Origin of the sequence: Paenibacillus filicis (genome assembly GCF_038070315.1) — a bacterium.
Lineage (GTDB): Bacteria > Bacillota > Bacilli > Paenibacillales > NBRC-103111 > Paenibacillus_G > Paenibacillus_G filicis.
In genome coordinates this window covers 59,224-82,262 of the sequence record NZ_JBBPCC010000027.1, presented here as the reverse complement: position 1 = coordinate 82,262, position 23,039 = coordinate 59,224, and the positions used below count along the sequence as shown (strand labels likewise).

22 protein-coding genes are annotated in these 23,039 nt (G+C 56.2%); 7 read left to right on the top strand and 15 right to left on the bottom strand.

Annotation, left to right across the window (positions count from 1 at the left end; genetic code table 11):
- Positions 1 to 58: 58 nt before the first annotated feature.
- The 11 genes from WMW72_RS30495 to WMW72_RS30445 form a co-directional block, all read right to left on the bottom strand.
- A complete protein-coding gene (locus WMW72_RS30495; protein WP_341419362.1) occupies positions 59 to 649 on the bottom strand; it encodes a hypothetical protein in 591 nt (196 codons plus the stop codon).
- Entirely contained in the window at positions 646 to 1,137 is a 492-nt protein-coding gene (locus tag WMW72_RS30490) for a hypothetical protein (RefSeq protein ID WP_341419361.1), read from the bottom strand. Before WMW72_RS30490 ends, WMW72_RS30495 begins: the two co-directional genes overlap by 4 nt.
- A gap of 5 nt (positions 1,138 to 1,142) precedes the next feature.
- Positions 1,143 to 1,301: a hypothetical protein gene (locus WMW72_RS30485; RefSeq protein ID WP_341419360.1), complete on the bottom strand. Its 159-nt coding sequence runs from the start codon at positions 1,299 to 1,301 to the stop codon at positions 1,143 to 1,145.
- 3 nt (positions 1,302 to 1,304) lie between these two features.
- On the bottom strand, positions 1,305 to 1,481 hold the full coding sequence (locus tag WMW72_RS30480) for a hypothetical protein (RefSeq protein WP_341419359.1): 177 nt from the start codon (positions 1,479 to 1,481) through the stop codon (positions 1,305 to 1,307).
- Positions 1,482 to 1,499: 18 nt separating this feature from the next.
- Positions 1,500 to 1,640: a hypothetical protein gene (locus WMW72_RS30475; RefSeq protein WP_341419358.1), complete on the bottom strand. Its 141-nt coding sequence runs from the start codon at positions 1,638 to 1,640 to the stop codon at positions 1,500 to 1,502.
- A gap of 21 nt (positions 1,641 to 1,661) precedes the next feature.
- Positions 1,662 to 2,621, bottom strand: coding sequence for a hypothetical protein (locus tag WMW72_RS30470; RefSeq protein WP_341419357.1), 960 nt, complete (start codon positions 2,619 to 2,621; stop codon positions 1,662 to 1,664).
- A 46-nt stretch (positions 2,622 to 2,667) separates the two neighbouring features.
- On the bottom strand, positions 2,668 to 3,672 hold the full coding sequence (locus tag WMW72_RS30465) for a type II secretion system F family protein (RefSeq protein WP_341419356.1): 1,005 nt from the start codon (positions 3,670 to 3,672) through the stop codon (positions 2,668 to 2,670).
- Positions 3,657 to 5,108 carry an ATPase, T2SS/T4P/T4SS family gene (locus tag WMW72_RS30460; RefSeq protein WP_341419355.1) on the bottom strand — a complete coding sequence of 484 codons (1,452 nt, stop codon included), beginning with the start codon at positions 5,106 to 5,108 and terminating at the stop codon, positions 3,657 to 3,659. Before WMW72_RS30460 ends, WMW72_RS30465 begins: the two co-directional genes overlap by 16 nt.
- Positions 5,109 to 5,124: 16 nt before the next feature.
- Positions 5,125 to 6,399, bottom strand: a complete 1,275-nt coding sequence (locus WMW72_RS30455) for a CpaE/TadZ family protein (RefSeq protein WP_341419354.1) — start codon at positions 6,397 to 6,399, stop codon at positions 5,125 to 5,127.
- Positions 6,396 to 7,331 carry a CpaB family protein gene (locus tag WMW72_RS30450; RefSeq protein ID WP_341419353.1) on the bottom strand — a complete coding sequence of 312 codons (936 nt, stop codon included), beginning with the start codon at positions 7,329 to 7,331 and terminating at the stop codon, positions 6,396 to 6,398. The genes WMW72_RS30455 and WMW72_RS30450 overlap by 4 nt, the downstream gene beginning before the upstream one ends.
- A gap of 117 nt (positions 7,332 to 7,448) precedes the next feature.
- The gene (locus WMW72_RS30445) at positions 7,449 to 9,221 is read right to left on the bottom strand and encodes a serine/threonine protein kinase (RefSeq protein ID WP_341419352.1); all 1,773 of its coding nucleotides are present in this window, start codon (positions 9,219 to 9,221) and stop codon (positions 7,449 to 7,451) included.
- Between the two features lie 634 nt (positions 9,222 to 9,855).
- On the opposite strand from WMW72_RS30445, the gene WMW72_RS30440 reads away from it, so the two are divergent.
- The 7 genes from WMW72_RS30440 to WMW72_RS30410 all read left to right on the top strand — a co-directional run bounded on the left by WMW72_RS30440 (position 9,856) and on the right by WMW72_RS30410 (position 17,250).
- Positions 9,856 to 10,809 carry a carbohydrate ABC transporter permease gene (locus WMW72_RS30440; protein WP_341419397.1) on the top strand — a complete coding sequence of 318 codons (954 nt, stop codon included), beginning with the start codon at positions 9,856 to 9,858 and terminating at the stop codon, positions 10,807 to 10,809.
- Positions 10,806 to 11,627: a carbohydrate ABC transporter permease gene (locus tag WMW72_RS30435; protein WP_341419351.1), complete on the top strand. Its 822-nt coding sequence runs from the start codon at positions 10,806 to 10,808 to the stop codon at positions 11,625 to 11,627. The genes WMW72_RS30440 and WMW72_RS30435 overlap by 4 nt, the downstream gene beginning before the upstream one ends.
- Before the next feature lie 106 nt (positions 11,628 to 11,733).
- Positions 11,734 to 13,137, top strand: a complete 1,404-nt coding sequence (locus WMW72_RS30430) for an ABC transporter substrate-binding protein (RefSeq protein ID WP_341419350.1) — start codon at positions 11,734 to 11,736, stop codon at positions 13,135 to 13,137.
- A gap of 224 nt (positions 13,138 to 13,361) precedes the next feature.
- Positions 13,362 to 14,165 carry an AraC family transcriptional regulator gene (locus WMW72_RS30425; protein ID WP_341419349.1) on the top strand — a complete coding sequence of 268 codons (804 nt, stop codon included), beginning with the start codon at positions 13,362 to 13,364 and terminating at the stop codon, positions 14,163 to 14,165.
- 99 nt (positions 14,166 to 14,264) lie between these two features.
- Entirely contained in the window at positions 14,265 to 15,233 is a 969-nt protein-coding gene (locus WMW72_RS30420; RefSeq protein WP_341419348.1) for an ABC transporter substrate-binding protein, read from the top strand.
- 5 nt (positions 15,234 to 15,238) lie between these two features.
- Positions 15,239 to 16,264 carry a FecCD family ABC transporter permease gene (locus tag WMW72_RS30415; RefSeq protein WP_341419347.1) on the top strand — a complete coding sequence of 342 codons (1,026 nt, stop codon included), beginning with the start codon at positions 15,239 to 15,241 and terminating at the stop codon, positions 16,262 to 16,264.
- The gene (locus WMW72_RS30410) at positions 16,261 to 17,250 is read left to right on the top strand and encodes a FecCD family ABC transporter permease (RefSeq protein ID WP_341419346.1); all 990 of its coding nucleotides are present in this window, start codon (positions 16,261 to 16,263) and stop codon (positions 17,248 to 17,250) included. Before WMW72_RS30415 ends, WMW72_RS30410 begins: the two co-directional genes overlap by 4 nt.
- A gap of 122 nt (positions 17,251 to 17,372) precedes the next feature.
- On the opposite strand, the gene WMW72_RS30405 is transcribed toward WMW72_RS30410, so the two are convergent.
- From WMW72_RS30405 to WMW72_RS30390, 4 genes are all read right to left on the bottom strand, one after another.
- The gene (locus WMW72_RS30405; RefSeq protein WP_341419345.1) at positions 17,373 to 17,867 is read right to left on the bottom strand and encodes a hypothetical protein; all 495 of its coding nucleotides are present in this window, start codon (positions 17,865 to 17,867) and stop codon (positions 17,373 to 17,375) included.
- A 198-nt stretch (positions 17,868 to 18,065) separates the two neighbouring features.
- Complete coding sequence (locus WMW72_RS30400; protein WP_341419344.1) at positions 18,066 to 19,652, bottom strand: extracellular solute-binding protein; 1,587 nt, start codon at positions 19,650 to 19,652, stop codon at positions 18,066 to 18,068.
- A gap of 35 nt (positions 19,653 to 19,687) precedes the next feature.
- Positions 19,688 to 22,045: a helix-turn-helix domain-containing protein gene (locus WMW72_RS30395; RefSeq protein ID WP_341419343.1), complete on the bottom strand. Its 2,358-nt coding sequence runs from the start codon at positions 22,043 to 22,045 to the stop codon at positions 19,688 to 19,690.
- A gap of 126 nt (positions 22,046 to 22,171) precedes the next feature.
- Positions 22,172 to 23,032, bottom strand: a complete 861-nt coding sequence (locus tag WMW72_RS30390) for a carbohydrate ABC transporter permease (RefSeq protein WP_341419342.1) — start codon at positions 23,030 to 23,032, stop codon at positions 22,172 to 22,174.
- Positions 23,033 to 23,039: the final 7 nt, after the last annotated feature.

The window sequence follows — 23,039 nt, the reverse complement described above, 5'->3', positions numbered from 1 at the left end:
CATACGGGGGAACCGCAGCTATTGAACAGCTAGCGAATTCCTCTTCTATTGCCTGACTCTAGCGAAAACGCACACTGGCTACGCTGCTGAGTACAATTGGCTCTTCCCTTCCCTGCCCAAGCTGCTGCCTGCCAAACTCCATAATTGCCACGACAGATGGCCCATACAAAGTAACCTGTACGCTGCGCGTCGTCTGCCGGTCTGATCCTGCATGCACCGTGATGGACCGTGTCAAGGTAGACGGGTAAGCGGGAGACTCTGCGTATTCCAGCCGATGGATAACCGGAGCCGCATCCATGGGGCTGCCCGGCAGTGGCTTCAGGTCCGCCGCCAGCTTGAAGTTAAGCCTGAGATAGCGGAAGAACTCTGACCGGCCCTCCGTTTCGTTCCAGACAATTCTGCCCATGGAGGCCTGCACGGGATCGATGCTCATCGAAGCAGCCCTCGTCGCCTGATCCAGCATCGGCTTGGACTTGGAGATCGTGTGCGCATGAAGCAGCCAGTTCCAGGCCGTGCCCCACAGGAGGACGGCAGGAATAATCGCCAGCAGCGCCATGAGCAGGATATGCACGCCTCCCCGCTCGCTGCGGAATCGGAGTCGGTGTCGGAGCTGCACGCGGGGTATGAATGCTTCCTTACGTACAATCATTCATACGCCTCGCTCCGCCCGTACAAGACAATATGATAAAACCCTTCATGTCCCGAGGCTCCCCCTTCTCCGCGGATCGCACGGACGATCCGGGTTATATTGGGGGCGGGATACGTGAGCTCCAGCTTTACCGTGGGATCGGCCGCATCCCGGCGTACCAGAGCTGACGTACTTCCCGTATAGGATGGGTATCCCGTTCCGCCCACGCTGACCGCTCCCATCCCCAGACTGGACAGCCGGCCGTTCAGTCGGCTGCGCACATCCGTACTGACGTAGCCGATCGCTTCCGCTTCTTTCAGCGCATGATTAGCCAGTGTGTTCAGATGGTTCGCTTTCATCGCGAAGACAAAGAACGGCACGATCGCAAAAGATAGAAACAACAGCACCGGCATGATCATCAGGGTTACGAGCACATTGGACATCCCTCGCTCGTCTCTAACGAAGCCTTTGACGGCCTCTCTCACCCTCGCTCGCGTTCCAAGCCTCACGCCTGTCAGTTGCTGACGTAATCGAAGCTGCGGATTTTCTGGGTCATGGTGGAATGCCCGTCCCGAAGCTGGGCCTGGATGCCGCCAGGACCCGGCCGGAATATGAAGACCGCAATACCGAACACGAGCACAACGAGCAGGCAAAGTGTAACCAGCTTGCTCATCGGTCAAGGCGCGGTCGCCGTTACTTTGCCGTCCGTCTGGTTGACGGTCGCCGTTGTAATACTCGTGTTCAAGGCTGTTCCCTTCGTACCTACGGCTGGACCTACCTTCGTACCTGCTACGAACATAGCCGCTCCTCCCAGCAGTACTGTCAATAAGCATGCAATGACCAATTTCCCCATTTATCCTCATCCTTTCCTTCAATTAAATGCATCTTGAATCCGGGTCTGCGTTCGGCTGCCCGCCCCTGTGGCAGCTGGTGCCAGTTGTCCGCCAACGACATATAGTGCAGCCCCTCCGAGCAGCACCGTCAACAGAACGGCCACAATCAATTTCGACATGATTACCTCCCTGCATGCTCGCTATCCCTCAAAGCTTGTCATCAGCTGTTCCGAAATCGTAATCAGCCATGGGTATAAGAAAAGCACCACAATGACCGCGAACGGTATCATAATATAGAAGCTGATCCACACGGGGGCATTCTCCAGCTGGCGGTCCCGCTCCGCGCCCAGCGTCGCTTCGATCCCGGCCGTCTGCTCCTTCAGAACCTTGGCGATTTCATGCGGATCGGCCCGGCTGACTGCCTCCAGCGCATTGACAAGCGGGAACGCCTCCGTGATGCCTACGCTCTCGCGGAACCTGCGAATCGCCAGCCTCCGGTCTTTGCCCCACATCACGGCGAGCTCCTGCAGCGGAGGCTTCAGCAGCACAAGCGGACGGCCTGCACGGACGAGCAGCTCCCGCATATCAGCCCGATCATTCACACACACGGACAGGCGGTGAGATAGCTTGGCGATCTCCATTAGCAGCTTGGCCCTGCGTCCACGGGCTGCCGCTGTCAGCCATAAGCTGGGCAATGACCACCCCGCCAGACCGGCAAATGCCAGCTTTAGGAGGACCGTCCAGGAGCTGGACGGAGCAGAGCCCGGCGGGGCCAGCAAGGTCTGGGATAGCACCGCCAGCGCAACTAAGGTCAGCAGCGACAAGAGCCGCACCTGTCCGAAGCGCTGCCGGGTCCAATAGGCAGACAGCCCGGCCAGGCGCGCCTTGTCCGCATAGACCCGAGCCTGCTGCGCTTGCCTGGCCGAAATCGACCGGGAGTCCTTGCGCCCCGTTGGCGGGACATACCGCCGGAGCCGCTCCCTCATATAGGCAAGGCGACCTCCATCCAGACGGCGAAGCGGGCGGGTGGCCGCATAAGCCAGCAACGAGCTGCCGACAGCGAACAAGATTAGCCAAGCATAACCCGGGAGACCCGCAGCCAGGCCGAAATCATACTCCGAAGCCGGGAGAGCACCCGCCGCTTCACCGTTTGCATGCATATATTTCACCTCCTTTATGATTTAGCAGATTAAGAAACGGTCCCACTCAATATGCCTTTCTACCCGTCCGGATAACGAGCACCATCGAGACAAACATGACGGCGATCGCGAACAGCAGCAGCAGCTTTCCTCCCTGCTCGACGAAGTAGCGGCTGTAATTGACGGGATCGGCATATACGTTGAATCCGATAACGAAGAAGGCGAATCCGACCATGAAGGTCGTGCCGAGCCGGTACACCGTGATCATCGCCAGACGATTTTCCTCGTGCCGCTTGGAGGCCTGCATTTTGTTGACCAGGTGATGCAGAGACTCTGTCATATCCGTCCCGTACTGGGCTCCAATCAGCAGCAGATCGGTCAGATCATGCGCCCACTCGTTATCCACGCGCCGAGCAAACTCGTAGAACGCCTGGTCAATGGATTTCATATGCAGCCCCAGCTCCAGCCGCCTCCATTCTGCCCTCACCTCATCAGGCATCGTGTCTGCGCTGCTTACGATCATGTCAGCCAACGTGAGTCGCGCCCGGTAGTGGCCGATCAGATTCTGGACAAGCATAATCATACGCATCGCAATTCGCTGACGCTTGCGCATCACGCGGAAGCGGATCAGAAAATACGGGACAGCTCCCGCCAGCAGGCCGATCATGCCGCTGAGTGACCAGATGTGCACGCCCTGAATCGGTCCGCTGCCCAGAGCTACTTGCCGGGACATCGCCTGCAGCAAAGCATCCGAACCGAAGAAACCGACCAGCATCAGTGTCAGCATCGCCATCAGTAAAAACTCTGCTCCCATGTTCAGTTCGGCTAGGTCCAGCTCCTCGCGAAGATGCTTGAGCGGTTTGGCAGCAAGCCGCGACAGACCTCGCTGCTCCTGGCCACGTCCCGCATACCGATAGAGCGCCGGATGACGGCGTCGGTAGGTCCAGGCGGCGGCAAGCGCGCGGGCCAGAGGAAGGAAAACTCCTAATGAGCCGATGATCCAAATCCCAAGCAATGCTGGCTTTACCGTCTCCATCCAGATGATCGAATCGGGAATCAGTCGGTCCAGCATGTATCCCAAACCCCCAGCCTGGAGAAATCATCCGGGTCCGCCCCATTGGCCAGCAAGTGGTCCACCAGCGAGCGGCTGAACGTCTGACCGGTAAATCGCCACGTTTGTGTCCGGTAGTTCCATTCCACAATCGGCCGCACCGAGACCTCCTGAAGCTCGTCTACCGACAGCTCGGTAATTTCAGTCACGACGCGCACCGGCCGGCCCCCCACCTGGACAATTCGCAAGAAAATCAAAATGTTAAAGGCCCGGGCCACCCGCCGCATCGTATCCCCTGTATCGTGGTGGCGGCCATCCTGCTTGATCATATCCACGACGTCGCTCAGAAACGAATCCCGGTATTTCGTATGCATCGTCCCCATCATGTCATGTCCCCGCAGCGCGCCCTGCACCATCTGGGATACCTCCGAGCCCTTGGCCTCGCCGACGATCACCCAGTGAGGACTCATGACCAGCAGCGGCTTAAAGGACTCCTCCATCGACAGCCGGATATCCTCGACCTCCCGCACGGCTAAAATATTGCGTGAGCCTCTCAGCCGCTCCCGCAGGGCAACCTCGAATTCCTTCTCCAGCGTCCGAATCCGCTCGTGCTCCGGGATTTCGGCTGCCAGAGCGAATAAAAACGTCGTTTTCCCGGTAGCCGTTCCGCCTCCGATCAGCAGGCTAGCATGATGGCGGACCAGCAGCCTCAGCAGCTCCTCCATCTTCCCGTCGATCGTCCCCAGCCCGACAAGCTGACCCAGCGTCACATCGCGAACGATGAAATTACGAATATGAATACTCGGTACGTCCGAATACGGAGGACGTGTCATGACCAGACGCGACCGGTTCCACATATACGACTGGACGAACGGCTGCCGTTCATTGATCGGTTTCCGCCCGCACAGCGCCAGCCGGTCCTGCAGACGCAGCACCTCATCCAGCGAACCGAACATCCGGGTGTGACGTTCCATTCTCCCGCCCTTCAGCAGGAAAATATCCCGGCCGATGACTTGAACCTCCTCTACATCGTCCAGCCGGTACAAGTCCTCGATCAAGCTCGTTCCACAGGTCTCAGCGAAGATACTCTCTGTAGGCGTCAGCGGATGGATGAGCGTGCTGGCGGTCACCTGGATCCGATACTCGACCAGCAGCGACTCGATCATGGCCTTCATTCGCCACTGTGCCAGCGGCTCCCCGAGACCGGCATGGATAATATCCTCGTACAGAGCCTGATCTGTCTTGGAACGCTCGGTCAGATGCTCGTACAGCAAGGCTGCCGCCTCGGACAGCGGCAGCCGCCGCTCTCCTCCAGGCTCCACTCCATTCCGTCCCGCTATCCGGTCATGGCGCAGAAACGGAGTTCCGGCCTGGGTAAGATCCTTCACATAGCGAGACGGATCGAAACGCAGCCGTGGACGCAGACCGGCTTCCTCCTTCATAGGTGGGGTGCGCATCAAACGATTCCCCTCCTCACCCTAAGCGCGCCGTCAGCCGGTCGAACCATCCCGGCTTGCGTCTAGGCGCAGCCTCAAGCGACAGCCGGACCTGGATATCATTTCCGGCCGGTGGGAACAGCCTGGCTGCCAACTGATCGACCTGCTTCGAGAATACTAACGCCTCAGCCCGTCCATAGAGCGGCACACCCTCATCCGCTGCCCGTAGCCCCAGCCCGCCCGGCACATTGGGAAGTGCAGCCGCGAGCGGCATACCCAGATAGTCGGCGATCCGCTCGGGTCGTTCAGCCGCAGCGGTCCGGTTGACGACTAGCGACACATCCTGTGGCAGCAAGCCGCAGTACGACCAGAAGCAGGCAAACCATTCGCCCCAGCCGTAACGGTAGGAGGCATACCGGTTCTGGACGACTAGCCAGCGTTCATCAGCCTCCCGCACGGCTCCGATCGTAGCGGCGTTGTCCGGTGAGCCGCTGACATCGATGACTGTAACATCGAAGGCACTCCGTGCCGCCGCGATCAGATGCTCCATCATCTCGGGCGTCATATCCACCGCCGTATCCCTGCGGGGAGAACCGGGAAGCACGTGGACGCGACCCTGCTGCTTATACAGCCGGCAGGCACTGAGCAATTCCTCCCGCGTTAGCCGCTGGGTCTGCAGCTTGGAACGCAGCGAGAACGCAGAGGCTCCGTCCGTAGCCATGCTCAGGCAGGCATGAACCTCGGGATTGCGGAGGTTCGCATCTACCAGCCCTACGCTGAGTTTTCCCTGTGCCGCTAGCGCCAGCGCCGTGTTGACGGCAACCGTCGTCGCCCCATCCTTGGCTGCCGCCGACCAAACTGTGATAACTTTTCCTTGCTTCCCTATACGGATCCCAGCCGGATTGGAGTCTCTCTCTTCGGCCAATTCCTGACCTGCCGCAAATCGGTGAAAAGCTTGCAGCACCGATCTTCGGCTTGCTCCCGTAGGCAGGATGCGGATATCCAGCGATTCCCCGAGCCGGCAGACGGCCTCCATCAGGAACGAATCGTAGACCGAGTCGTCCTGCGCCACCATCAGCCTGGCATGCGGCAGTTTGCGGCGGAGCAGCGGCATCCATTCCCACGGGTAACGGTCATACCAGATACCCGCATGAACAGCCAGCGCTTCCAGCGGATCGTCCAGATGGGCCTGCAGAGCTTCCCGGCTGGAGACGATGACCGCTTGTCCATCTGTACGGCGATCCAATGAAGTCTCAGAATTCGCAGTCAGGCTGCCTTCGCCATAGCCCGGTATAGCTAATAAGGTTCTCATCGTTTTGTCTCCTCTCTGAAGGTCTCGGTGCCGGCCGGTTTTCCTGATGGGGGCGATGCAGACATCTGTCCTGGGGCTCCACCCGCGGTCCCTACCGGCCTCGCCTGCTGACCGGGAAGCTCTGAGCCTATCCTAGCCGGTTCTTTCCTGACTGAAAATGCATCGGCCTCCTTGAACAGCGTGAACACCTCCGTCACGTTCCCTTCACCCTCTCGGCTAGCCTGCGAAGTTAGATCCGGGAGCGCCAGCTTAACCGTGCCTGCGATTCTGCCCAGCACGAACGCTTCGTATACCTCATCGCTCATGATGTACGTATTCGTCTCCGGCTTGCCGTTCGGCTTCGACCGTGCCTCCTGCAGAGACACCTTGTCAGGCAGGACGATGGCTTCCACCGTGCCGACATCCACAACTTCGACTCCTTCTGCCGTTTTCACGCTGGTCACGGGCAGTCGCTCGATGATCTTCACGGCTCCGATGCCTGCCGGCTGCAGGGAACCTGTATCGATCATACGAGGCTGGTCGAATTCGACCCACACGTCCACCCGATCGCCTCTCCTGACCATATTATTGACATTCATCACGGCATCTGTCTTGAAGCTGAAGTAGCGCTCCACAGGCAGCGGCGTGACCCGGATGTCCGTAAGCTTCCAATCGCTCAGCTCCTCCTCGCTGGAAATCGGTACAGCTACTTGCCGTCCAATCAGTCGCTGCGGATCCGTGCTCGCCCGGGGATCATGGGCAGCGTGGGGAATACGCACGATCCGCAGCATCGTAGCGTCGATGGCTTCCCCGGTCTGAAGCATGCGGACCGGCTTCACGGTCTCAACCGTATGCAGCGAGATCTCCGTATGCTTCATGAAATACCAGTAACCTGCGACCGAAACGCTCATCAGCAGCACCCCCAGCGCTCCGATCATCCATGGCTTATGCAACAACGAAGCTTCCTCCTCTTCTGGCTAAACATCAAGCAGGCGTATACCGGTATGGAAGACGGTAAGCTCTGAGCAAGCTCCGCACCATCTTTCTCAAGCGATGACGGTAACGATTCATCACGTCGACTCCTCCCTTCTCTCTGTTCCATGCGATGGCCTCAACCATTCCCTGAATCTTCGAAATAAAGCGTTCCCTGCAGCAAAGGCCCCGCCGTTCTTGCCTGCCTCCACAGGAAGCCGCCGGCTTATCCATTGCTGTACGGGATAACGAACCACCGGCCAGACGAGCGGGTGCTCCGTCGGCAGCCGTCCGTTCCATGCCGCCTCCGCTAGCAGCTTGTGTTCCAGCGCAGGGAGAACACAGGCTGGCGGCTCAGGCAGCAGCCGTAACCAGGAAGCTCGCTCGGCAGACCCCACGGACTTATTGGCGACTGCATGCCGTCGGCTGCTGCGCTTCCCGTCCAGCAGCATCCTCAGACGGCGTTCGCTCGCTGCAAGCTGCAGCTTGTGGATCAGCGGATCGACAACATAGACGATATCCGTCGCTGTCTCCAGCAGTGCCTCCACCTCCGGCTCCTCCCAGCGGTCGCCGATATCGACGATGGTCACCGGCCTGCGCAGCGTATGGATCAGCTTGAGCCATGCTCCTGCTTCGCCAAAGGATTGCGCGCCGACTCCGGGCTTGGCCAGATGCCGCGGTCCCTGATCCGAGGCAGGCAGCCAGAGCGTGCAGCCCCTTTCCCAGCGGACCTCTCCGGCATACGCTGCCCCCTCCTGTGCCGCTTCATTATAGTAGCGGTAGCCCACCGGCTCGTTCTTGGCGGCGAACAACAGGGCGGCCAGCTCCGGCTGTGCGGTTGGCGGCTCAATCAGCGCATGCGGCACGCCGCTCTCGTGCAGTGCCTGGGCCAGCGCCAGTGCGACGAAGGTCGCACCAGCGCCGGCATACAATGACCCGACCGCGATGATCAGCGGCGGCGTCCACGTGGAGCTGGCAGCAGCCCCGGCGTTGCCCGCAGCCGACACGGCCCCGCCGCGTCTCCCGGCGAGCCACTCTCCCAGTATCGCCGCCACGTCCTTTGCCGAAGCGTAGCGCTCAGCGGGACTGGCCCGCAGCAGTTTCAGCACGATCGGCTCCAGATCGGGAGGCAGTGTCCGCTGATGGCCTGCTCCTGACATCAGCGGATCGTAGTGGGCTCCGCCGCTCAGCAGGTAATACATCAAGGCGCCAAGACCATACAGATCGGTGCGGGCATCGCTCTGTCTGCCGTCATACTGTTCCGGTGCAGCGAAGCCGACCGTGCCAAGATTAACCGTATCCCCGCCGCTCCCCGGCTTGAAGCGTCTGGCTGTACCGAAATCGATCAGCCGAACCCGTCCGTTCGCATCGATCATCAGATTGGAAGGCTTCAAATCACGGTGAATGACTGGCTGCGGCCCGGAGGTGTGCAGGTAATCAAGCAGGCCGCATAGCTGAAGGGCCAGCTCGACGACAGGCTCCGCTGCCAGCCTCCCCCCTAGACGCACAAATCGTTCCTGCAGCGTCTCCCCTTCAATGAAATCCATGATCAAATATAAAAAGCCGTCATCGTTCAGCGGGACCATATCGACGATATCCGGCAAGCTCGGATGAGCAAGACGGCTCATCGTGTCTGCCTCTTCCAGCATGGCTTGCCGGACTGCCAGCTCCTCTTGGCCGTTGACCGCGGTCGGCTCCCGTCCTGCCGGTACACCTGCGAACAGTTCCTTCACGGCCCAGCGCTTGCCGGGCAGCTTCTCGTCTTCAGCCAGCAATACCCTGCTCGTCCCTCCGCTTCCCAGCGCAGAAACGATTCGATATCTTCCGGCTAACCGTTCTCCTATCCTGATTCCTCGCGGCGAATTCCGCATCGTAGGTTCAACTCCTTGTTGAGTTAACACAAAAAACCGCCCGATCATGCCCAAACAGGCATGATACAGGCGGTTCCTCCGCACATGATCGTATGTTACCAGCAAGCCGCTATTCCGGCTCAGCCAATACTTTGGATTTTGTAATTAAATTATCATAATATTTCCTAAGATGCAAGATGATTACTTGTGTTTTTTTCTAAATATTTATTAATATATTTATTTTTATATAACATGAGTCCTAGTTAACGAACCGTGCCCTGGCAAATCCACAGTTCACTGCCGTGCAACGCTCAGGCTCCTTGATTGATTGCTTGACTTCCGATGGCATCGGGGATTTTGCCAATGCTTAGAGCAGTCCTGCAAACGCCACAATGCTGGATACCCCAGTTATTTTTGACAAACCAGCTCTGATAGAACCGCCCCGTAACCGAAAAAGCTTGGCCCTTGGAGACAGTTTTTTGGGCAAATGCCGTCTTTTATCCCCTTAATATCTTCACCTTCACATCAAATAAATGGATTTAATTTACACCAGCCTCCACAATTCCTTTAGATTACGCTAACATCCCGTTAACAGACCCTGCTTATAATTAGGGAGGTCTATACAAGTTAGCTCTAGGAGGTTCGAACCATGTCCATGAAACCCGCCGTGCTACCGCGCCCTGAAGGGGCCTTGCCATCGACGGGAATTGCCGGTCGTTCACAATCGCTCCGCGCTGCGAAGTTCAAGGAGCAGGCACTAGCTTATGCTTTTTTGCTGCCTTCCCTGGCGCTGTTTGCCGTATTTCTTTTTTATCCATTGTTCAAAACCGTCTATCTGAGCATGCAGCTGACAGACCCTAGGGGACGTGTCGTGGAATATGTCGGTCTCGATAACTTCAAGGAGTTGTTCGCCTCCGATCTGTTCTACAATAGCCTCGGCGTGACACTCTCCTTCACCGCTTGGACCGTGCCCACCGGAATCATAGTGGCTCTGCTGTTAGCCGCTCTGTCGTACAGGCCTACACGAGGCGTGAAAGTATTCCGGTTCGTCTTCTCGCTGCCCGTCGCCATCTCCGTAGGTACCGGCTCGGTGATCTGGATGATGCTTTATCATCCGACACTCGGCACCTTGAATTACTTCCTGACCGTGCTTGGCCTGCAGCCCGTCAACTGGCTGACGGATCCGGCCTGGGGGATGATCTCCGTGTCGTTGATGACCGTCTGGATGAATCTCGGCTTCACGTATATCGTGCTGGTCAGCGGACTGCAGAGCATCCCGGATGATATCAGCGAAAGCGCCAAAATTGACGGCGCCGGCCCGATCCGCACCTTCTTCAGCATCATGCTGCCGCTCCTGTCGCCATCTCTCTTCTTTACGGCCATCGTCTCGGTCATCGGAGCGTTCCAATCCTTCGGTCAGATCCATATCTTGACCAAGGGCGGTCCGGTTAACAGCACGGATGTCATGGTCTTCAACATTTACCGCGAAGCGTTCGTGAATTTCCGCTTTGGTACAGGCAGCGCAGAAGCGCTCGTGCTGTTCGCCATCGTACTGGTGCTGACGATCATTCAATTCCGCTTCTTCGAAAGGAAGGTGCATTACCAATGATCGCCCGTCTGCAGCGCACGCTTGCTTACTTGCTCCTTACCGTGGCGGCAGCAGCCATTCTGTATCCGGTCTTGTTTGCGATCACAGCCGCCTTCATGACGAGCTCGGAGTCCATGGCCTATCCACCGAAGTTTATTCCCGGCAGCTTCTATCTGGAAAATTTCCTCCAGGTCGGCTCCTTGATTCCCGTAGGCCGGTTTATTATGAACAGCTTCCTGGTCGCTACGGCCATCATGGTCGGTCAATTGCTGACGGCAAGCCTCGCCGCGTACTCCTTTGCTTACTTGAAGTTTTACGGTAAGGCGCTGCTGTTCTCGTTGTTCATGTCCACGATGATGATTCCGTATGAAGTGACGGTCATCCCCAACTACTTGAATGTGAAAAGCTGGGGCTGGCTCGATACCTACGAAGCGCTGATCATCCCGTTCCTGGCTACGGCGTTCGGCACATTCCTGCTCCGGCAATGGTTCTTGCAGCTGCCTAAGGAGCTATTCGAAGCTGCCAAGATCGACGGCTGCGGCCATATGCGTACCTTCATCCGGCTGGTGCTTCCGCTGTCGAAGCCAGCGCTCGCAACCCTTGGCGTGTATTCGTTCCTGAATCATTGGAACATGTATCTGTGGCCGCTGCTCGTCACCAATACCCCCGAGAAGCGAACCGTACAGATTGGTGTCAGCATGCTGCAATTCGAGGAGATGACCTCCTGGAATCTGGTGCTGGCCGGCGTCGTGCTCGTACTGCTGCCTTCTCTGCTCCTGCTGCTCTTCGGGCTGAAGCAGCTTGTCGGAGGCATGACTGCAGGGGCACTCAAGGGCTAATTTCTTCTGTCTTCCAGTAACACGTGCTGATGTCTGGGGGTCAACTGCCAGTCGCGGCGCTCTATTATAAACAAATATGTATATCCAAAGGAGAGAAACCGAAATCATGAAGCTTCTGAATACGAAAGCAACCCTTCCTCTCGTTCTATCTGGCATGATGGCTTTGACGGCCGCTTGCGGCGGAAGCAATGCTCCAGCTTCCGGCGGACAAGCATCCAAGGGCGACCAAAAGCCTGCTGCTGAAACCGCTAAGCCAGCAACGCCTGCCGCTTCCTCCCCTGTCAAGGTCGTATGGTGGCATTCGATGAGCGGTGAGCTGGGTAAAGCCGTAGACAAGCTTGTTTCCGACTTCAACGCTTCGCAGAAGAACGTCGTCGTAGAGGCCGTATTCCAAGGCACTTATGATGAGAGCCTGAGCAAGATGAAGGCTTCGATGGATGCCAAGAACGGTCCTGCCCTCATCCAGGTGTATGAAATCGGCAGCCGCTTCATGATCGACTCCAAAGCTATTACACCCGTACAAAACTTTATCGATAAAGAAAAGTATGATGTATCTTCCCTCGAGGACAACATCCTGAACTACTACCGTGTTGACGGCAAGCTCTACTCGATGCCGTTCAATACATCCAACCCGATTCTGTATTACAACAAAAACATGTTCAAGGCAGCAGGTCTTGACCCGGAAAAGCCGCCTACCACTTATGAAGAGCTGGCTGCTGCAGCCAAGAAGCTGACCAAGGACGGACAATCCGGCGGATCCTTCGCCATCTACGGCTGGTTCATGGAGCAATTCTTTGCCAACCAAGGCGCCGAGCTGCTGAACAATGGCAACGGACGGACAAGCCTGGCAACCGAATCGCTGCTGGCATCCGATGCAGGCGTCAAGACGCTGACGTGGTGGAAGCAACTGGTTGACGACAAGAGTCTGGTGAACCTGGGCCGCAAGACGGACGACACGAAAAAAGCATTTGCTGCCGGTCAAGTCGCCATGACACTGGATTCGACGGCTTCGCTGCGCGGGATCGTCAGCTCGGTCGAGGGCAAGTTCGATGTCGGTACAGGCTTCCTGCCTAAGCCGGCCGATGCCAAAGACGGCGGCGTAATCGTCGGCGGTGCCAGCCTGTACGTTCTGAACAACCGTTCTGAAGCTGAACAGCAAGGCGCATGGGAGTTCATCAAGTTCCTGGCCGATTCCAAGCAGCAAGCTTACTGGCATGTGAATACGGGCTACTTCCCGATCACTAAGAAAGCCTATGATGAGCAACTGGTTAAAGACAACATGACCAAATATCCGCAGTTCAAGACAGCTGTCGATCAGCTTCACTCGACAAAAGCCAATCTGGCTACCCAAGGCGCTGTCATGGGCGTATTCCCTGAAGCACGCCAATTGACGGAAACAGCCATCGAAGAAGCACTGAACAACAAGAAGCAGCCGAAGGAAGCATTGGAAGGCGCAGCCAATGAAATTAGCAATAAGATCGGACAATACAACAAAACAGTCGGCAAGTAAACCGGCAGCCATAGCTATCCGCTCATAACGATTGCCCCATGTTGTCCAAAAAATCCGGCCTAGCGCCGGATTTTTTGACGTTTCAACCCTTCATTCACTCCGGGCCGGCCAAGACCACTCCCGTCTCCCTCACGCTGGAAAGCCATGACCTTGCCTCAAGTCCGAAGCTATGTCAATATCAACCCATAGGCAACTTTAACCCGAGGAAAGGGCTGTACCGCATTATGCCATTTCAAGAGCTCGTCACGATGATTCCCATGCTGGATCAAGTCTCCACCAGCAGCCACTCGCAAACTCTGGACAGCTCCGGAGAGAACCACATATTAATCATGGTTCTGAGGGGCCATGTTACGATTACACCCAAGGACCAGGCGCCCGTGGTCATCTCCCAAGGCTACGCCTGCCATCCGTCGAGCGGACCTTTCGCCATCCAGGTTCCCCGGACGAAAGAAGCGGAATATGTGATCATTACTTACGGTGTATTCCCAGAGCACAGCCCCTGGACGCTATCCGGTCCGCTGCGTACGCTTAGCGAGGTCAAAATCATCTATATGCTTGATGAGCTCACCCGTACGCTTCAGGACATCCATCCCGATACGGAAGAAGAGCAGGCCGCCCAGAGTTTCCGGAAACGGTTTATTCTGGAACGGATTCTCTTTATCTTCATGTATGAGACCCATATGACTCAAGATAAGAAAAACACCTTCGCTTCTATGGAGGATACCCTTTCCTATATCCAGGAACACTATATGCTGAAGCTGACGCTTCCCATGCTCGCCCAGCGGGCCGGGATGAGCGCAGGGCATTTTACCGTGCTGTTCAAGAAACATACGGGAACGACGATGATCCACTACTTGCGCAGTATCCGGATCGAGAAAGCGAAGCAGCTGTTTCTGCAAACCCATCTGCCGGCCAAAGAAATCGCCCAGCAAACCGGCTTCTCCGATTACTTTCATTTCAGCCGGATCTTCAAGAAGGAAGTCGGGTGCTCTCCCACCGAGTATCTGAAGGGCATATCCGAAATCTAAAAATATAACATGTCCGATCATAAGATTGGATATGGTCTTAATGCGTTCCTCTAGCTACAATGATTTGAGAACAATTATCATTATCAGGAGGAAGTCATTATGCAGCTTTGGATCAACCGTACACTCCGTCTCTCCATCCTATTGGTGTTCGTGCTTGCGCTTGCCGCTTGCGGTCAGAGCCCTGCCAGCCAATCCGCAGCCCCTCAAACGAGCCCGGCGCCTGCCGCACCTGCGGCAACGGATGCGAAGATTACTGTAGAAGACGCTCAAGGCACGGTCACGCTGCCAAAAAAACCGGAGCGGATCGTCACGATGGATTTCAGCTTTACGGACATGCTGGTCACGCTGGGTGTACAGCCAGTTGGCATCGCCGATGACGGCACGCCCGACTTGTTCATGGATTCGGTGAAAAGCCAATTGAAAACTTACACGTCCGTAGGCTCCCGCTATGAGCCGAATATCGAGCTGATCAGCTCGCTCAAGCCCGATCTGATCATCGTGGATATCAACAAGCATAAGAACGCATTGACACAGTTGAAATCGGTCGCTCCGATCCTGGTGCTGAACGACTTCCAGGCCGACTATGAGCAGATGCTCAAGAACTATATCATCACGGCCAAAGCGGTAGGCAAAGAGGCTGAGGGACAGAAGAGACTGAAAGAGCATGAGGCCAAAATGGAGCAGGCTAAGCAAAAAATCAAGAATGCCAAGCTGACGGTGCTTCCGGCTGTGGTCAATCCTAAGGGCTTCTTCGGGCATTCGGATCATTCCTACAGCGGATCGATGGTCCACATGCTGGGCTTCACAGACCCATTGAAAAATAATGCCGCTTATCCGCAGCTGACATTGGAGCAGCTGGTCGAAACAAATCCGCAGGCGCTGTTCCTCATGCCAACGGAAAAAACAACGATCGTGAACGAGTGGGAAAAGAATCCGCTCTGGAACAAAATCGATGCGGTCGCGAACAAAAAGGTATTCACGGTCGAACGCCGCGACTGGTCGCTGTCGCGCGGTATGCTCGGCTCGGAGAAAATTGCTGAAGACATCGTGAAGCAGCTGGGAGAATAAGTACCATGAACTCCCTCCATTTACAGGAGAAGCAGAGCCGATTTGGGTATCTGCTCTTCCTTTTTTGCATATCCGGGCTGCTGCTCGCTGCCGGCTTGCTCTGGAGCGTCAAGTTCGGACAGGCGCAGGTCTCGTGGTCTGCCGTATTCGATGCACTCACCTACCGTGAGCATGATAAGGTCCATCTCTACATCCAGACGCTTCGCCTGCCTCGCACGCTGACCGCCTGCCTGGTCGGCATCGCATTGGCGCTGGCCGGTCTGCTCACGCAGCTCGCGACGAAAAACCCGCTCGCCTCCCCCCATATATTCGGGATTAATGCGGGAGCCTCGCTGGCCGTCGTAGCCGGTCTCGTCTTTGCATCAGGCTTGTCGCTGATCGGTACCATGCTGCTGGCTTTCGCCGGCGGGACCGCAGGGGCTCTGCTGGTCTGGTCCTTGTCTTCGGGCAGCGGCCCCGGCCAGCATGTCCGTCTGGCTCTGGCTGGCATCACGATTCACTTCCTGCTGTCTTCGTTAACGGAAGGTTTCATTATCTTAAACCAGTATTCGACGGAAAGCATGATCTTCTGGCTAGTGGGCTCCGTGAACCAAGCCGGCTGGCCGGAAGTGCGCATGCTGCTGCCGTTCTTTATCGGCGGCGTTGCCATGCTTGGGCTTATGCTGCCCTCGTTCCGGCTGCTGCTCATGGACGATGAGATCGCCGCCGGACTCGGCCAGCGGGTGACGATCGTTCGGGGAGCTGCCCTGCTGCTCGTCATCCTCCTCGCCGGAGCTTCCGTCGCCGTCTGCGGACCGATCGGCTTCATCTGCCTGATCGTCCCTCATATCGCACGCGCACTGGTCGGGCAGCACCTGCCGGTGCTTGTCCCGCTAACCGGCCTGCTCGGTGGAGTGCTGCTCGTGTATGCGGATTTGTTCAGCCGGATGGTAGCCTTCCCGTTCGAATCCCCGGTTGGCATCGTGACTTCAGCTATCGGCGCGCCCTTCTTCATCTACCTGGCCCGCAGGAACAGGAGGAATCGCGCATGAAGAAAGCGGTTTTTGTTGGCGCCGCCTGTCTGGCTCTGATCGTTCTGATCATCTTGTCTCTGCGTCTCGGGACTGTGCCGCTTTCCTTCAACGAGGTGGCCGCCGGATTAACGGACCCCGCGAGCAAATCGTACTTCATCGTACACGAGGTGCGTCTGTCGCGGATTATCGTAGGCATTCTGGCAGGCTTCGGCCTGGCTGCCTCGGGTGTGATTCTGCAAAGCGTCATACGCAACCCTCTGGCTAGCCCCGATGTCATCGGGATCACCAAGGGAGCCGGATTTGCCGCGGCCACGGCGATTTTCTTGTTCCCCAAGTCGCCGGCCTATGTCCTGCCAGTGGCCGCTTTCGCAGGAGCCGTAGCTACCTTCTTCCTGCTAATGCTGCTTAGCCGCAGGCTGACCTTGTCTCCTGCCTCGCTAGCGCTCGTCGGCGTCGCGCTCGGTGCCGTCTTCCAGGCGGGAACCCAGTACCTGGTCGTCACGCATCCGACGAATATCAATATGGCGCTGCTGTGGCTGTCAGGCAGCTTGTGGAACCGGGCGTGGCGGGAGGTCTATGCTCTGCTGCCATGGATCGTGGTGCTGCTCCCGCTAGCCTGGGGCAGCTTTCGGAAGCTGAATGTCTTTCAGCTCGGCGATGAAACTAGTGCCTCTCTGGGCCTGCGTCTGCTGCGCGAACGCTTCTGGCTTCTGCTGCTGGCTGTCACACTCGCGGGCATATCGGTATCGGCCGTCGGCGCGATTGGCTTCGTCGGCCTGATCGCGCCTCATATGGCACGCAGCCTGGTCGGCGGCCGCCATCAGTGGCTGATGCCGCTGGCTGCCTTGCTCGGTGCCGATCTGATGCTGCTCGGCGACTGCCTGGGCCGCATCCTGATCATCCCGCGGGAGGTTCCGGTCGGCATCATGGCGGCGATTATCGGCGCGCCGTACTTTCTCTACCTGCTTAAGCGAGAGAAGAATCGGCGGCGGAGCACCTCCTGAAGCAGCAAGTGTCCAAACATGGGCACCAATGGCTGCTAAAGCGAGCCATCCTTGTTGTTCGTCCACGCGGTCGCCTGGCACCCTGCCAACGTAACGAATAGGGGCTAGGCGGCCGCTTCATTTTAATAGGCCGGGAGGTCCAGCTCCTTGCGAAGCTGACGCACCGACCTTTCTCCCTTGAGGTAAAGCCCATGGGCTTGCTTATAGTAGGCGATTTTCTGCTTCAGCTTCTCCGCTTGCTTGGCATAGGCCGGGTCATGCTCTCGCTCTGCGCGTTCCCGCAGTTCGCCAACTCCGTCCATCATCGCTCCAATATACGAATACAACTGGTTCTGGAATTGGGCTTTATTGTCGGGGTCCAGCTTTTTCATGATTTCCATGTACTCCGCACCGCTTTTCTTGACCTTTCGTCCCTGGATGACGGTCGCCTCCGCTTCTTCCTCTGTTCGGCCCGGCATGCCCTCAAGCTTCTGCCGCTCCTCGGCAAACAAAGCTTCTAATACCGTTAATTGTTTAGACAGTGAAGCTTTGCGACCAGCATCGTAATCTGCATAGACGGCAAGGCCAAATAAGGCCACTACAAGGAGACCGGCGGCTGCACCCCATATGTTGTTCAAGCCCATCCTCTCTCACACCCTTCCGGATTACATAAATAGAATTTTTTACTGTTCGTAGTATAGACGACGTCTCCAACCAAGTCCAGTTAGAAAACACTTCCCTCACTGCCTGCTCCATCGACTTCGGAAATAGCAAAGAAGCCCCCTTGTCAGCCATTGCCGACAAAAGAAGCTTCTCTTACCATGCTGAGCACGTATTCACCGCCTGCGGTCTCGCTCCAGCGATTGCTGCTGAATCTCGATCGCCCGGTCGATTCTCAGCGCCTTCAACTGGCTGACATAGGTGTCGAAGGCCGACTCAGGCTCCACGCCGAGTATGAGCTTCAAGGACATCTCATCGACCAGCGTCGTGACATCATTCATGATCGAGGATAGCTCAGCGTTCTCCAGCTCCGTTCGCGGAACCTGCGGCATCATATTCTGATCCGCATCCGTCTCTCCCCATGTCTTGATCGCTTTCTTCTGCTGAGGGAGCGTGTAGAACTGCTCCATGTAGCGGATATCTTGTACGAACGGGCCGAAATAGCTGGCCCGGCTGTACATCGCGATCGCCTGCGCCGGGGCGAGCTTATCCGGGTTCTTCAGAATCAGATCCGTATACTTCGGATACCCGTCCACCATCTGGTAGCTGGTCCCTTCCACACCGAAGTTAAACAGCATATGCCCCTCGGGGCTGTAGCCGTAATCGAGCAGACGAACGGCTTCCACCACGTTTTTACTCTTGCTGGAGACGGCCACCCCGCCTGTCCCTTCATAAGCATAGCTCCGCTGGCCGAACTTGGGCCGCTCTCCCTTGTTTAACACCGGATAGGGCGCACCCTCAAACAGCGCTTTTTTGTCGTGCTCCTGCACGAGCGGCTGCCACTTGCCGATGCCTGCACCTGCGTTCCAGATCGTAGCTCCGCTGCGGCCCGATATCATATTGGCATCCATCGTTTTCGTGTCGACGGTCGCGATATTTTTATCGATGAGCCCTTCGGCATACCACTTGCGGAACGTCATCAGAAACTGGCGGTAGCCCTCCTCAGCCGCACCGAACTTGACCCGACCCTGATCCAGATAAAAGCCCTTCTTCACCCCGAAGGCGCCGACAAACCCGCCCCCCTCCACACCGAACAGCGTATGGGGAACACCGAGGAACGTTAGTGGAGCTTCAGCTCCCTTCTTCTCCTTAAACGCCTTGAGTACTGTATACCACTCATCAATCGTCGACGGCATCGGCAGACCGAGCTCATCCAGCCAGTCCTTGCGGATAATCGGCCCCTGATACGTACGGAGCAGATCGTCTCCGCGTATGAAAGGGAACACGTAGTAGCTGCCGTCATCGGTTTTGATCTGCTTGTCGATGTCGGGATGCTCGCTCAAATATTTCTTCAAATTGGGCGCATGCTGGTCTATCAATTCATTCAGACGCATAATGTAGCCGTCCTTGATGGCCTTCACTGCCCCTCCGGGGAACTGATTCCACTCGTATTCGATCATATCCGGCAGATCCCCAGACGCCAGCAGCACATTGAGCGCTTCCTTGGCCTGATTGGCAGGAGGCTGAATAAACTTCAGCTGCACACCGGTTCGCTTCTGCCACTCCTGGAAAAAGGGAACATCCTGAAAGCTAGGCCTTACACTGCCCGCATTGCCATTAAGCTCCGCCCAATACGACAATGACTTACCGGCGGACTTCTGTGCTTCCTCAGCCTTCTCCGGCGGAGCCGAGCAGGCGCTCAATGCATTCATTCCTATCATCATGGACAGTACGGTCCACGCATACCTTTTGGCTGTACGCATCCTATGACCCCCCGTATCGTCTATCCTGCAGCCTCTCAGTTCATTTCCTTGAACTTGCCCGGGGTAATGCCCTCATACTTCTTAAATACCCGGATGAAGGTAGCGACCTCATTATATCCTACAACCTTGGAAATGTCCGAGATCGAGTCCTGTTTGTTGGCCATCATCAGCTTAGCTTGCCGGATCCGGAACTTCGTGATGTAGTCCAGCAGCCCCTCGCCCGTCTGCTCCTTGAACAGCTTCGAGACGTAGCTGCCCTTGAGCTCGAAGCGCTCACCGATCGTATTGACATTCAGGTTCGGGTCATGGTAATGCTCCTCGATATGCTTGATTACCTTCGCTGTCAGATTGCGCAATGTCTCGGCCCGTTCTTTGGACTGATTGGACTCGGCCTTGGCCGCGGCGAACGCACATACCTCCTTGAGCAAGGTCAGCAGCTCATGCTGCATCTCCTGGAGCGTATCGCAGGCGAGGATTTTGTCCATCCAGAGCGGATTATCCCCCAGAATACTGCTGTCGCCGTCGCCCAGCTCGTTCATCGCCTTCACCATCGTGCCGACGAGGTTGAAGATCAGGCACTTGGCCAGCGTGAGGGACACGAACGGCTTGTTCGTATTCCGCTCGATAATTTCGTTCATAAATGCCGATGCCCGGTCGAAATCGCCGGCCTTGATCAGATTGATGATCTGCTGCTCGACCTGTAGCGGATAGTAGTAGCCAAGCTGGAGTGTATCCGCCGTATCCATGCGGATATCGTCGTAGGTAATGATCTCTCTCTTGCCGACGACCATCCTATACTCCATCGCATCGATGGCTTCTTGATAAGCTTCGGCTGCTCCTGATAGCGTGGAGTGGATGCCTCCGATCGATACGGTCAGATCCATGCGGAACCGGGTCAGGAAGCGCTGGGCCTCGGCCGCGATCCAGCCAAGATCTTCTTTGAGGTCCGCATCCTCCGTCTCGGTGAAATTTACCAGGCAAGCCAGCATATCGTCCATCTCGGCGACGTAACCGGCATGACCGCGCTGCCCGACCAGCTCCTCGACAACGTTGGTAATGATGAACGGGATCATCTTGCGCCGCTCGTTCATATCCATCCCGGGCAAATTGGAGTACAGGCTCTCATGATTCTCCACGGCAAACAGAATAACGGCGAATTGATCTGATTTCAATTCAATATGGAAGGACTTGAATGCCTCTTCATAAGAAATTAAGGTATCCAGTCTTCCCTTGAGCAGACGGCTAAGCATATTGGAGCGCAGCACGTTGTGATGAGATTTCAGCTGCAGCGCAATTTGCTCCTTCTCGCTCCGGGTATTGAAAATCGCCTTCTGAATGAAGTGCAGCTCGTTCCAGTCAGTGCGTTCCTCACTTGAGTTTTTGTCAGAGAGCGACTGAACCAGCTGCTGGATCGGCGAATAGTTGCGCCGCAGAAAAAACCAGGTTAATACCAAAGCCCCCATTAGGCTGATTAGAATGCTGACATACGTGAATTTGCGTACATATTCCGCCTTCTGCCAGTACATATTGCTGGGTATACGTAATACATACTTCAAGTCCGATACGGCGGACTGAATATAAAAAAGCTCCGAATCCCCGTTCCCTGATGACGTCACCATCACGTGATCCCCATCCAGCAGTTGCTCCAGCATGAGGTTTTCATCGCCCGTCACAGGCACGTTGGACATAAGAACCTGATTGTCATGATTAAGAATTAACAGTTGACCCCCATTGAACCACGATACGCTCTCCATCGCCTTTTGAAAGCGCTCTAGATCTGCCATAACAACGACCGTGCCGGTCTGCTTGCCGTTCAGATCCTTGGGCAGATGCGTGATGTAAGCGATCGAGGTCTGGGGACTGGCTGAATCCGCATGCGGCAGAAGCAGGAAAGCATTGTTCGGCGCATGATTGATCATATCCAGCCACTGCTCGTAGCGCAAAGCTCCCGTGCGATGAATCGTGTCAAAGGCCGTCTCTCTATCCCTGATATTTCCCGGCCTCAAAACAGACGATTCCTGATCCCAGGTCACATAAAATTCATCGATCGTTGCATAGGAGGTTTGATACATGCGAAACTCCTTCGCAAGCTGGTAGGCGAGGAATTGGGCTTCGCTAGACGGCTTGGTGGAGTACATCAGAGACTGGAGCTTCGTATTCCAGGTGATCTCCATGTTCAGCCGTTTCATTAAATCGATCTGGGTATCTATAGAATACCGTACCTGCTTCAGCAGAGAATCATTGGCCCGGTGAATTTCGCTTTTCAGCGCTTCGCTGGACTGCGAATAGACGATCATACTCATGATCATCGGAATAAATAAAACGGCGCTATAGGAGATTAGCCACGTAAATATAATGCTTTTTCGCTTTTGCCAAAGAAATCGGAGCTTCAAGGGCTCTCCTCCCACTGATAACGGATACCCTTATTATATCAATGAAAGCCAGGGGAGGAATGTACAAAACGTGGAATTCGATTGACAAAAGATCGACTAGAGCCGGTTAAGAGGAGTTTTCTCCCCTTAACCCTTCAGGGAACCGACCATAACTCCTTTGACGAAGAAGCGTTGGACAAACGGATAGATGCATAGCACCGGCACCGTGGCCACTACGATCGTCGCGTATTTGATCGTCTCCGCGATCTGGAAACGGTCGCCTGCATCGGCTCCGGCCGACATGCCGTCCGTCGAGTTGGAGATCAGAATCTCCCGAAGGACCAGCTGCAGAGGGAACAGCTCGCGGCTCTTGATGAAGACGGAGGCATAGAACCAGCCGTTCCACTTATCCACCGCGTAGTACAGAATCATAACGGCGATGACCGGCATGGACAGCGGGACTATAATCCGGAACAGGATCGTAAAGTGGTTGGCTCCATCGATCTTCGCGGATTCCTCCAGACTGTCCGGTATGCCCATGAACGCCGTACGCATAATGATCAGGTTAAACGTACCCACGGCGAACGGGATGATTGTGGACCAGAGCGAATCAAGCAGGCCTACATTTTTGACGATCAGGTACAGGGGAATCAACCCGCCGTGGAAAAACATCGTGAACACGATAATGAGCATGAATGCTTTGTTCCACAGCACATTTTTCCGGGACAGTACATAGGCACCCAGCGCCGTCATCACGAGGTTGACGCAAACGCCCGCGACGAGAATGAACAGCGTGTTGCGGTAGCCGACCAGAATGCCGGGGTTATTCATCACGCTCTTGTAGGCTTCCAAGCTGAAGCCCAGCGGCTTATACAAAAAACCTTTGTTGGATACCAGCTGTGCGGCGTCGCTGAAGGAAGCCAGCACTACGTAGAGTAGGGGGTACAGCGTCACCACGACCAGAAATAACAGGACGGTATATACGGCGACGTCAAACAGTCTTTCCATGATGCCT